A 12,590-nucleotide genomic window follows, 5' to 3' on the forward strand; every position below is an offset into this window, starting at 1 on the left:
CAAATCTTAGGCAATAGTTTGCCCTGTCATTCTTACACTTTCTGTTTGAGCTGTTCTTTTACTTTCTTCATCAACATTAAGATAGTTCTCTTTAATGTTGTTCATAGTTTCTGTAATCATAAAAACCTGTTCTCTTAACTGCTTTAATAAGTCAACCATATTGTGGTCTTCTTCCTCAAATTTAGGAACAGTAACATTGTTGCTTGTAAAAGCATCTACTTCTGAATATGCTTGATCTGTACTTATTATTAATTCAGCCTGATCTTCTATTCCTTTGACCAGCTCTTCATATACTTCCTGGTCAATTTGGATTTCTCCTGAACTAGGACCAGATCCGCACTCACGCCTTTCCTGTGCATCTGCAAATGCCATAGGTCTACCTCCCTTACTATAATTGTGATTCTAATTCAGCTATTCTATCTTCTAAATCATCCCTCTTACTATACAGTTTTGCTAATATTTCATTAGTTGTGTCTACCGCCGAATCAATATCACTGCTCAAACTATCAGTATCCGAAATGTATAGTGTCTTTTCTGCTTTAGCTGTCATCAAATCTGTAACCGCTAAATTCTCTTTATTACCTCCCCAAGGAGTATCAGCTTTTAAATCGTAGCTTCCTACATAATCATATACAAAAGTTGTTAAATCATTTTTTATAAGCACTAAAGAATTTCCCGACTCTTGTAATATGCTAAGGATTCCCTCGTAGTGCTTAATTAAACCATTGACTACGGCAAGCTCGGCTTTTAGTGCCGCTATTAAAGCCAATATGGCTGCTCTTCTAGCCGCATCGTCAATTTCTGCTGTCGATCCCATTTTTTACCTCCCTCTATACAATATTCATATGGCGGACAACGCCGCCATATGACATAATTTTAACCTACTGTATATGTAGGAACTGAAGCTAATGCAACAGCATCAACTTCTTCAAAATCATTAGCCTTTTGCTGAAGCCCGCTACCATATGTTTCTAATTCCTCAACATATTGCTTTAGCTTTAAATCTAAATCCTCATAATTATCTAATAATGCTGGAGATGATTTTCCTTTTGTTGCTTCTGCTATTGTTGTAATATTATTTCTTATTTGATTAAGTCTAGCCTCTAAGTCTGAACTAAAGGTAGTCAGCTTATTACTAGTATCAGCCATATCATCGGTCTGTCCGTAAATAATGTCTGCCATTGTTTATCCCTCCCTTTCTAATATGTATTACTTCCGTCAGTGGCAACTTCTTCATAATTGTTTCTTAATACAACTGTCCAATCATGAATAGCCATAATAGCATCTGACATCGATTTCATATTCTGTCCAAGTTCTGCTAGGTATGCTATATTATCCTCAGCATTACCGCCTTTCCAAGCCTCACTTAAAGGCTCAGCCAACCCAAAAACAGAATCTGCTATAATGTCCAACTCTGCTGCCTCTGTCACTATCGTGTTTAATGCAGTAGTGACTTCTTCCGTATTCATACCTGTTTCTGCCATTATTCTTTCCTCCTATTATAAAATTTTTATTTAAACCCATTTTTTATGGTGTTTAATACAACTTGCTATATAGTTCTATCAGTTCCAGTTATCACTATGTCTTCTTCTATCTCAAATCCACTTGGTACCTCTGTCAATAACTGTGTTTCATCATTTAACAATTCTGTTGAACTATCTAAGATTTCCGTTTCTGGACATTCATACACCTTTTTTGTTTTTAACATCTCAGATGTATTCCAGTTAAGAACAGCGTTTGACTTTTGTACCCCTGGAGTCTTTGTAATCGCTACATCCTTGTTTGTGCCTATTCTTGTTAATACTCTAATCGAATGAGCTATATCAAATACAAACCACAAAACAACGGCCACTATGAGAAATGTAATCGCTGTAACAGCTAAAACTATGGCTATATTATTGAGTAATTGTGTTTGTTGAACTGTATCCACTTTTATTAATTCTCCTGTTCCGCCAATGAAATAGTCTGTCTTGCTTTTTCTATATTGGTTCGCAATTCTTCTTCCATCGTCGTTACTCTTTCGATATTTACAGCGTCTGTGCTATCAATATCATTCTTTACATGTTCCTCAATGTTTTGTAATGCCAGTTCCATATCGTCATACGCGACACCATCTCTATGAAACTTTTCGGCATTGCTTGAAATCTGACTTGCAAGTTCCTTATATATAACCAAGGCTGTGGTTGCATTATCCAATTCAGCAATATTGCCATCTGACAATGCCATTAGATCGTCCCAGTAGTCACTATATGAGACACCACCATCCCCTGATTTATCTATTGTTCCTAGGGAAATATAATAATCTGCTATACTTCCCAATCGCACAGCTCTCTCCTTTTGACTCTGTTCCAAGTCTCCCTCAGCCGCTTTTTTGAACCAATAAGCTGACTGCTGTTTATTTCCCGTGCCTTCATAGCTATAGAAATAAGCCAAGCCTAATCGATATGCAAACAGTGCATACTCAGATCCATTTTGACTAAGGATATCCTCATATGTGCGATTTCCACTGGTAGTTATCAACAATTGCCTGAGCTCTGTCGCCTCTTCTTCTGAAAAGTTTTCATCTGCCAAATAAACTTTATCTACCAGATTTATATATGCATCTGCCTTAGATGGATCAATATTTATTGCCTCTATATAATTTGTTTCCATATCAGCAGAATTCTGATTTTTATCAGCATTGTCTATATGTGTTTCATAGCCTGATTGTTGCAGATTGCTAGCATATACATGACATGTTATTGCAGCTACACCTGTAATCAGAGCCATGCTCATTGCTGCAACAAAAGTTCCTAGCTTTACTTTTTCTTTTTTACGATAGTTTTGATCCAACTCATAATAGTGCTCTAAATCGTAAATTATAGATGAACATTTTTGATAGCGTTTTTCAGGATCAAGCTGTGTACACTTAAGTATTATTTGCTCCAATCCCTGTGAAAACTCCTGATTCCAATACCGTATTGGATATATTTCATAAGGTGGTTCACTAGGATTTTTCCCAGTCAAAAGATGATACATAGTTGTTCCAAGGCAATATATATCTGTTCTTGCATCTGTTTGGCCATGACCACCAAACTGTTCAGGTGCAGCATATCCTCTTGTACCAAGACAGGTAGTATCTTCTATGTTGTCTACTTTGTACTGTCTTGCTGTTCCAAAATCTATGAGCACAATAGTGCCATCCGGCTTTAGCATTATATTTGATGGTTTCAAATCCCTGTAAATAATCGGCGGATTCTGAGAATGTAAATATCCCAATACATCACACAACTGCTTTGCCCATTCAATAACAAATTCTTGTGGTTGTGGGCCATATTCCTCTAGCGCTTTTCCTAATGTATTACCTTCTATATAGTCCATTACGATTAGAATGCTATCTTCGTAATCTATTATGTCTATAATGCTTGGCAAATTAGGATGTGATAAGTTTTTTAGCAACTCTGTTTCGGTCTTGATGCTTTGCAGATTTACATCAGAATCTATCATTGCATCTTTACGTATCTCTTTTATTGCCCATTGCTTATTTGCACGCTCATTCATTGCAAGATAGACAATGCTCATTCCACCTTTGCCAATTCTATTTAGTATTTTGTATTTGTTGTCAATTACGCTTCCTATTTCCAGCATTTTAAATACTAATTAATAACCCTGATATGTTATCTGTCTCTCCTCTATTTATTACTAACTCAGTGAGCTTCTTTAACCCATCCCTTTGGGCTGCAAATTTCACTATTTCATTTGGATCTAGCTTTCTCCATAATCCATCTGAACACAGTAAATAGTTTTCTCCTTTGTTACAGGATCCTGTATGAAAATCCGGCCTTACTTCTTCGGATGCTCCTATGCACTGAAGAAGTATGCTTTTCTTATCGCTATTCACAGCTTCTTCATATGTCATTTTTCCTAAATCCATTTGTTGCTGCACATAACTATGATCATGTGTTAAAAGACCTATTTGAGAATTCGTAAATACGTATGCCCTTGAATCTCCAACATTCATTACTAAGTATTCATCATTAACAATCACCATCATTACAACAGTTGTTCCTATTCTGAATCCCTGAGTGCGACCATACTCTTTTAGTTTTTCATTCATCTGCTGCACTATTAGATTTAACTGTATTTGAACCTGCTTTAACGACTTATTATCCATGTCGTTGGCGCTAAGCTCTTCCGTTTTTTCCTCTTTACTAAGCGCTCCTGGCAGTTCATTTCTAAACCACTCATCTATTCTACGAACAAAGCTTGAGCTTGCCATTTCCCCTTGGGATAAACCTCCCATTCCATCACATAAACATGCTACACACACTACATCTCCCGCAGCTGTTTTCCCTTGTTTTACCAGTAACGAATCTTGGTTTACTTCTTTTTTTGTTCCTATGTCAGTATTGACGTCTGTTTTATAACTCATATTTAAACTCTTCGTTTGAAATCTTAATTACTGAACCATTTGAAAGTTTTTGCTTGCCACCCTTTTCCAGCTTTACTCCATTCAACCAGGTTCCATTTGTGGAATTACAATCCTCTAGGAAAATACCATTATTTGTTTGACGAATTGCAGCATGTTGCCTACTAATCGTTCCATTATCTTTTACATAATAATCTGCATGTAGGCTGTCCTTTCCTATGGTGAAATAACCTTTATTCAGTGGTATTTTTTCTCCAGTTTTTACTCTTATAAGTGTTCCCATTTTAATCTGCTGGGAAATCCCTTGCCCTTGACCAAGGATAGTAGTTTCGCTGGAAGCTGGTTTACCAGCTAATATCACAGTGTCTGTTGGCCCATAATTGTCATTGGAAGATTCAAACTTAAACGGATCATTTGGAGTTTTTACTCCCGGCTTATTAATAAAGCTTTGCATTCGGGCTTCTTCCTCTTGCTTAAGCTGCTTCTTTGACTTCTTTTTAGGTTTATCTTTATTGATTACAATAACAATTACTGTGGTCGTTATACCTGCAACAACTGCAACTATGCCAACGCATATTATTACTATTACGTATGTAGGTATTCCCTTATCTTTTGTATCAGATACCTCAGTTTCAGGGGCTTCCTCTTCCTCTACAGGTCTTTCATATTCACAGGAATATTGAATTCCAAGGCCATCTAAAAGCTTTGTTATTTTGGTTGAGTCCAGTGCACATGAATACATTCCATCACTTGTAAGAAGATTCATTCCTATAACATATCCATACTCGTCTACAAGTGGACCGCCACAGTTATTTGCTCCTACTGCCGCATCACTTTCTATCACTTGAACATTTTGTAGATTTACAAGGTTTACGATATGCCCCATGGTCATAGCCACTTGTTCATCTGAATAGTACTGGGTTTCAGAATCATAAGTTATTGCATCTGGATATCCCATCGCATATACGGTATCTGCTATCGCATAAGGCAGATTAGCCACCTCATAATTTTGTGATGTAAGAAGTGTAAGTGGACTCTTTGTATATATAGGTTGTGGCAATTGCAAAACAGCCAAGTCTAATTCTGCGCTGGTATTTACAACCGTTGTACTAAGAACAACATCTCCTTCTACTACCACCTCTGTGGAAAATGAAATTTTCGCTACATCTTCCTCTGAATTTGGTAATTCAAGGTATTCTAAAGCAGCAGTAATAGTCTCATCATCAGGATTAAGGATGTGATTGCAGGTTATTACGTACTCACTTCCCTCTGAATCTCCAATTAAAAATCCCGATGCACCACATATAATATGTTTGACATTGCTTTCATCCGTAAATACGATATTAACTTGAACAACACCATCTTTTGCACTTTCAGCATTTGATGTGTCGTCTGCAGCCTGCACTTTATAAACAGGCGAGAATGCCATTATTAAACCTAACGACAATACACAAAGAGCCTTAAATCCCTTCATTAATAAATCTCCTACTATCTAGTCTTTATCTTTTTAAATGCAAATACTCCAACTCCTGCACCTGCTGCACCAACTGAAGCAACAGCAGCTATGGCTATTGGAAGAGCCGCGCCAGCAGCTTTTGGTCCTGGAACCTCACTAATAATCTCGTTATCTCTTAGTTCTTCCGCTTTCTGAGAAACAAGCAAATTGTTATAACTAAGATTTGTTACGTTACCAGCAACATCAGAACATGTTATTTCGATATTTTGCAAGTCTTCCTTTTCAGGAATAGTCAGAGTCTTTGTTCCACCACTTTCTGCCAATTCCTCGCTTGTATAGCTTCCTAGCTCTTCTCCATTTAGCGTGATAGTCATTGCTGATACACCAATTGTGTCTGTAGCATTTACTGAAAAATCATGATTTGCTTCTTCGTAAGTTCCGTTATCTTCAATTCCTGATACAACTACACTTGGAGCTGTCATATCCATTAAAAATTCTATTTCAGCATCTTTGGATTGATTACTTTGCTTATTAGTCGCTCTATCCTCTGAGAATACAGTCACATTGTATATTCCATCATTGTTGAAATTATTTTTCCCAACAACATAACTTATAGAATGCCAACCACGATCATTAACCAAATCACTAGTGGTATATCCTCTACCTTCTGATAGTGTTTTTACATTTCCTTCAAATCCCACTGATACTTCCTTATAGGTAAGGCTATCAACATTAATTTCTGTTATAACCACATCCTGTGGAGATGTAACATAATATCCATCTACCATAGACTTAGTGGCTTGCGAAAGAACATAAACAGAACCAAATCTATTTACTGAATACTCAATTTTTCGCTCAGATTTATTTCCTGCCAAATCAGTGATAACTGCATTAAGGGTATATAAATCATCTTTATCCTTTTCATGGGCGATATCAGAAACCTTGATTTGATACCCATCGGCAATTGTAGTCATAGTCATACCACCATTCACAAGTCCGTTATTTGAACCTGTAAGGGTTACTTCTAAACTTTTTTCCTCTAAGTTTTTGTCCGTTACACTTATGAGTGGCTCAACTGCACCTTTATTTGCAGACATGTTTTCTACGCCTGTTATATCTATAACAGGAACTGTCGTATCAATAACAAATGAACTACATGTATATGCATCAGATACATTTCCTGCCAAATCTTCACAAGATACCTTGAATCCGTACGAACCATCTTTCTCAAATTTAATAGTTACCTCATGGTCTTGATCAGAATCATAGTATCCACTGATTTCAGGTAATTCATTTAGTCCTTCTTCCGAAGATTTTGTTATTACAGCCTGAGAAGCCTTTGCATTTGGATCCTTGATTTTTATTTTTGCTGTTCTTGCAGAATTAAAATACTTTCCATTTTGTGCTGAATTATTATCAAATTCTACAGACACTTCAGGCGCTTTTGTATCTATTACAAATTCATTAACTGATTTTGTTTCAGAAACATTTGTGGCTTTATCTTTACAGCTAAATTTAAAACTGTATGTTCCGTCTTCTGAAAACTTTACAGTCTTTGTATATGTATCCTCACCCGCCTGCTGCCAAGCACCAATCTCTGCCTTACCACCACTAGATGTTATCTCTAAGCTTGTGAATTTATCGTCTGTACTGAAATTCTTTTCTTGAATCTTAATAGTTGCAGTTCTTGCTACCTTGTAGAATTTTCCATTTTTTCCTTCGTTGTTATCAAATGTTATCTCTGCTACTACTGGAGCAGTTTTATCAATCGTAAAATTAGCTTGATCAAATGAATCTTCTTTATTACTGTTTCCAGCTTTATCGGTTACGCATCCGGCAACATGATAATCGCCTTCTGCAGAAACCTTTGCTTCATACGTATATACGATATCGCCATTCTCTAATGGTTCGGAAACTGTTTTCTTTTCGAAGGGTATTTCTTCTGTTGAATTTCCTACTACTGTTAATCCTGGTAATACATCCACCGCATCAAAGTTGGCCTCAGTAATCTTGGCAACAACTGTTACATCATTATTGTAAAATCCAACTTCCGCTCCCTCCGAGCCTGCTGGTGCTGGTTGATTGTTATATGTTATTTCAAGCTTCGGAGGTTCGTTATCTATGAATGTTTTTATGGTTTTTGTATAAGTATTTGTTTTGTCACCCTCTATTGTATAGGACACTGTGTATGTATTAGATGAATCTGTAGGTAACTTGGCTTCATAAATGTTGTCTACTACCCATACATTGATGTCCCAAGTCCATTCGAATCCAAAGATAGAAAAAGTAATCTGTCTTTTCTCAAAGCGGCCATTCCCATCTTTTCTTTTAAATTCAATTGCCTGTTCTTGACCATCTTTAATACTATTTACTTGAATCTTGGTATTTGCTTTTCCTTCGATTTTTAGGTTTAATTTATCCTCACTGTTACCATTGTTTGAATACCACTTTATTTCGTTATCTTTAACATCCTGCTCTGTTAATGTATATGTGCCATCACTACTACTTATTGTGTATTTAAATTTGCTGTTCTCTTTTGCTGCATCAGCATTGCCTACTATGTCATTAAGCTCATATTTATCTGCTGCAATCGAAACATTATCGTTTATCTTATTGACTGCTACGACGTAACCAAGAGAATACATCTTTCCCTCTTCGGGTTCTAATGTCCAGGTCACTGTTAGAGTTCCATTAGCACCGCTTCTTTCAGGAGTGCATATACTATTCAGACTAAATCCCGATTGATTGTCTGTTGATGTTTCATCACTATAATCATATGCACATATATCTACATCAACGTTATCTAGGTTTTTATCTTTTGCATATCCTTCAACTTGTACTGTTGCTTTAATTGTTGTTTTGGAATGAAAGATTTTCTCTTGCTCTTCTGCCTCTTCGCCTTTAACTTCTACCTTTGTAATTACAGGCTTTGTTGACTCTTCCTTTGTATAATCGCAATTTTCATTTTGGCATTTATATATGAGTTTGGTGCCATCATCACTATAGACGGGCTCAGCCAATTTATGATTAGTACATACTTTATCGTCTTGGTTGTCATCCCCGCCACCATTATCGTCGTTTCCACCTGTTTCCTGTCCTGATTTCTCTACTTTTGATTCATTTAAATCCGCTCCACTAGATTCTGGGACAGCATCTACCGTAAAAGTTTGTTGTTTTTCTTCCTCTGTGTTCTCTTGTGTTTTTGGCTCTTCTTCTACCGTTTTCTCCTCTTCTGTACCCTGTTCTTCTGGCTGGACATCCTTATCTACAACAATATCTTCCTGTCCATTTTGTGTTTCAGCTAATACACCTATTTCTGATGTGGAAAAAAGTAATGCAGATAGCATTACTGCCGCCACTACTCGCTTCGTGGCGCATAGAATTTTATTGTTTCCCAAAATACATTCTCCTCCGCTTTGTTGTGCTAATGGTAATTATTTCACAATTAATTCAATTTTATCCCTTTTACTATTCATTTTCAATCTTTAACTAATTTATATTAAAAAAATCTATAACGCCTGTATTTTAAGCATTTTTATGTATCTCGAATCAATGCATTTTATTGTTTGCGCCACAATATTAAAGATATTTGTCATATTTTTTATCACATTCTGAGTAGTATCCTAATACTTACAATCTTTCATGTCAATACTTATAACAAAAAATACCGAGGAATTCCTTCCTCGGTATTTCTTAGACTTTAACCTTATTGAACTAGATATTTTAGTTTTTGAAGTTCAGTTAACTCGGCATCTCCATATTTTTCTTTTACTTTTTCTATCAAATCATCCTGTGTTTTAACATTAAATTCTGTCAACGATTTACCATATGCACTTACAATCACTTGCGATTGTGGGATGTATAATCGTCCGTACTCAGCATAATCCAAAAATCCATACGAATTCAAATCAATTATGTACATATCTGAATAATTGAAAATAGATAATTGGTTCTTTTCTTCGTCATAAATCGTGTATGACAAGTCGTTAATCTGGTTGCTCATCAAGAATACATTCTTATCCTGTTGCCTATCGTATATACGGAAATACAAATCATCTCCCTGTAAGTACAACTGATTGTTGTCTTTTGAGAATTCGACATAAGAATAATTGTCACCATAATACTCTATAGTGTTTTCTGCTTTCTTTGTCTCCCAATTATATACTCTTAAATAGCCATCTTCTGTGATTACAGCAATTATATTGTCATCCTGGCTTGTCTTTATATCATTTACTTTATAATCCTCGAAAATTGATTTTGACTTTCCTGAGATGGCATTAACCTTGTATGCTTTGCCATAAACATCAATTCCATATACAGTCTTTCCATCGTTAGATACAGCAATGTTCCAGAAATTGAAGTCAACCTCTCCACTGTATATTATTTTTCGAGCTTGTGTATCGATTACATAGAATTCCTTATCGTCACCATAAGCAACATATTTCAAATTTGTAGATATTGCATAATCTGTGCTAATAAGATCTTCTTCTGATATTTTGACTTCCTCAGTCTTTTTATCACTAACTGAGTAATATAATACTGATCCCCCATAGGTTGGAAAGATGATTGTATCTTCATCTAGATAATACAATTTTCCATATCGCCCATCGTCGATATCAATTGTTCCAATTTCTTCGCCGGTAGCTGTTTCAAAGACTCTACAGGTGTATGCATTGGAAGCAGCATCATTGCTAGTCTGCAAAACATATGTGTCCCCGGAAGGGCTCATAGCTGCTCCGCCATAAAATCCTGTTTCCATCTCTGTTTGTGCCAGATAATCGTCATCTTCTTTAAACTTCAATACCATAAGATTTGGACTTCTAAATCCAGAAGATACAAATACCGCATTTTTTATATCAAAATCAATTAATGAATCCGAAACATCTACCAAGCCATCATCTGCCACTTCACCTGTTAATGCATCGTAATATGAAAGCTTTCCATCCGAAGTTCCTACAAATAGCAATTGGCTGCTTCCGCTCATCATATAATTTTGAATAAAGCCGTTTGTGGAGAAGGAGCATACATCTTCACCTGAGTACAAATCCAAGATGTACATCTTCTTTGTGCCATTTATTATCAATTGAGGATATTCCACTCCATCAATTTCTAAGATTCTACTTCCTATATGAGAATAGCTTGTGCTAAGTGCTCCTCCTATGTAATCTACATCGCGGAACCACTTTATTTCACCAGTTTTTCTATCACACTTAATTATATGCATTGGTGCATTTTCATATGACATCAACGCATCGTAACTCATACTTGCAACGGCAAAATCTCCATCTTTAGTCGGAACAATATCAATAATTGCTCCACCTTCAACAGGAATATCAATCATATCATCTGTTGTAAGATCAATTACTGTTGCATAGTTTGGATCTTCATCATTACCAGGCAAATGTTCAATATAGAATGTTTTACCATCTTTATCAAACATCATTGTGGCTCCAAAAGCAGTCTGCGTTTGATTCTCATATTTCTTTAAAGATTCACCTGTTGTAGCGTCTACTATTTCAACATAATCGTGTTTCTCGTATTCATCATCATAATACGCTGTTTTTATAGCCACATACTTCCCAAAGTCATCTACTTTTGCAAATGTGATGCCATCCTCAGGCACGTATTCATACTGAAGTTCACCCTGGTCATTATAGCCACGAAGATAATAATCTGATGCAACAACAGCAATATCTCCTGCGAACCCTACAGCCCTAATTCTGTCATCTTCCTCTTCAACAACATCAACCGGCTTTTTAAAAGTGCATTCACCGTTATCCAAATTCCAGATATAAATCTTGTTATTGTTATCTACTGATATAACTCTGTTGCCATCTTCATTAATGGCAAAATCAGAAATATTTACATCGTGATTCAGCTTTAAATCGTGCTCCAGATTTAATCCCAGATTGTAAGTACCAAGAGCCTGAGACAGTGCAAACACTGGATCTGTCACATATGGACGACCGTTTTCTTTGGTACCGATTCCTTCCATTGCAACTAAGGCTGCTGTTTTGGCATCGCCATCATCTAGCACATCAAGTGATGTGGCTGCAATTACTCTTGCCTCATTTACAAGCTTCTGCTGATACTCTTCATTTATCTTTGCAAGGTTGTAAGCTGTGTATCCACCAAACGCCACTGCGATGGCTGCAATAGCTGCTGCAATCCCAACATTTCGGCGCATCTGGCGCTCTCTATGACGCTGCTTTAAATCGTCATAATCTACGTGCAAAATAGAAGCAGCCAGACGAAGTGTCTCTGTCTTGAGCTTCTTCTTTACCTCTTTCTTGTTTTTACCTCTAACATCTGCTGCAAGAGGCTCCACAAGATTGCCATTTTCATCTGTTAAAAGCTGTGGTGGAAATGAATCTGCTGGTTCTCCATCTACAAGCACTGCTAAGATATTTTCACGGCCGTGCATCTCAATGAAGGTGTCGATTTCCTTCATTACCCAATATGAATCTTTTGTCTGTGGAGAACAAATGACAACTAGAAAGGCTGCCTCTCTAAGAGCTGCCTCAATATTAGAGCCCAGGTCGCTTCCGATTGGAAGCTCCTCCTGGTCTCTGAAAACTCTATCTATCTTTTTTCTGCCAATTTCCTTCTGAATCTTTCTAGGAATCTTGGTTGTCTCTAGAGCCTTGTGTACTCTCTTTGCCACAAACATATCCCGCTCCAAATGTCTGTAGCTAATAAATGCATCGTATTTCATAATCATTCTTC

Annotated in this window: 10 protein-coding genes; all 10 read right to left on the minus strand. The window is 36.6% G+C overall.

Annotated features, from left to right (window positions below):
• Window positions 1-6: 6 nt before the first annotated feature.
• The 10 genes from CRN97_RS04745 to CRN97_RS04790 all read right to left on the minus strand — a co-directional run bounded on the left by CRN97_RS04745 (window position 7) and on the right by CRN97_RS04790 (window position 12,579).
• Window positions 7-372 (minus strand): hypothetical protein, encoded by a 366-nt coding sequence (locus CRN97_RS04745; RefSeq protein WP_097076062.1) that lies wholly within the window; start codon window positions 370-372, stop codon window positions 7-9.
• Window positions 373-388: 16 nt separating this feature from the next.
• Window positions 389-817 carry a hypothetical protein gene (locus CRN97_RS04750; protein ID WP_097076063.1) on the minus strand — a complete coding sequence of 143 codons (429 nt, stop codon included), beginning with the start codon at window positions 815-817 and terminating at the stop codon, window positions 389-391.
• A 59-nt stretch (window positions 818-876) separates the two neighbouring features.
• Window positions 877-1,182 (minus strand): WXG100 family type VII secretion target, encoded by a 306-nt coding sequence (locus CRN97_RS04755; protein WP_097076064.1) that lies wholly within the window; start codon window positions 1,180-1,182, stop codon window positions 877-879.
• Window positions 1,183-1,199: 17 nt separating this feature from the next.
• Complete coding sequence (locus CRN97_RS04760) at window positions 1,200-1,484, minus strand: hypothetical protein (protein WP_090482472.1); 285 nt, start codon at window positions 1,482-1,484, stop codon at window positions 1,200-1,202.
• A 65-nt stretch (window positions 1,485-1,549) separates the two neighbouring features.
• Entirely contained in the window at window positions 1,550-1,930 is a 381-nt protein-coding gene (locus CRN97_RS04765; RefSeq protein ID WP_097076065.1) for a hypothetical protein, read from the minus strand.
• A gap of 5 nt (window positions 1,931-1,935) precedes the next feature.
• Window positions 1,936-3,627 (minus strand): serine/threonine protein kinase, encoded by a 1,692-nt coding sequence (locus tag CRN97_RS04770; RefSeq protein WP_097076066.1) that lies wholly within the window; start codon window positions 3,625-3,627, stop codon window positions 1,936-1,938.
• Window position 3,628: 1 nt separating this feature from the next.
• Window positions 3,629-4,411 (minus strand): PP2C family protein-serine/threonine phosphatase, encoded by a 783-nt coding sequence (locus tag CRN97_RS04775; RefSeq protein ID WP_097076067.1) that lies wholly within the window; start codon window positions 4,409-4,411, stop codon window positions 3,629-3,631.
• Complete coding sequence (locus tag CRN97_RS04780) at window positions 4,401-5,882, minus strand: trypsin-like peptidase domain-containing protein (protein ID WP_097076068.1); 1,482 nt, start codon at window positions 5,880-5,882, stop codon at window positions 4,401-4,403. Before CRN97_RS04780 ends, CRN97_RS04775 begins: the two co-directional genes overlap by 11 nt.
• Window positions 5,883-5,896: 14 nt before the next feature.
• A complete protein-coding gene (locus tag CRN97_RS04785; protein ID WP_097076069.1) occupies window positions 5,897-9,262 on the minus strand; it encodes an Ig-like domain-containing protein in 3,366 nt (1,121 codons plus the stop codon).
• Window positions 9,263-9,570: 308 nt separating this feature from the next.
• Window positions 9,571-12,579 (minus strand): TIR domain-containing protein, encoded by a 3,009-nt coding sequence (locus tag CRN97_RS04790; protein WP_179670680.1) that lies wholly within the window; start codon window positions 12,577-12,579, stop codon window positions 9,571-9,573.
• Between the last annotated feature and the right edge of the window lie 11 nt (window positions 12,580-12,590).

The organism is Pseudobutyrivibrio ruminis DSM 9787, assembly GCF_900218035.1.
GTDB lineage: Bacteria > Bacillota > Clostridia > Lachnospirales > Lachnospiraceae > Pseudobutyrivibrio > Pseudobutyrivibrio ruminis.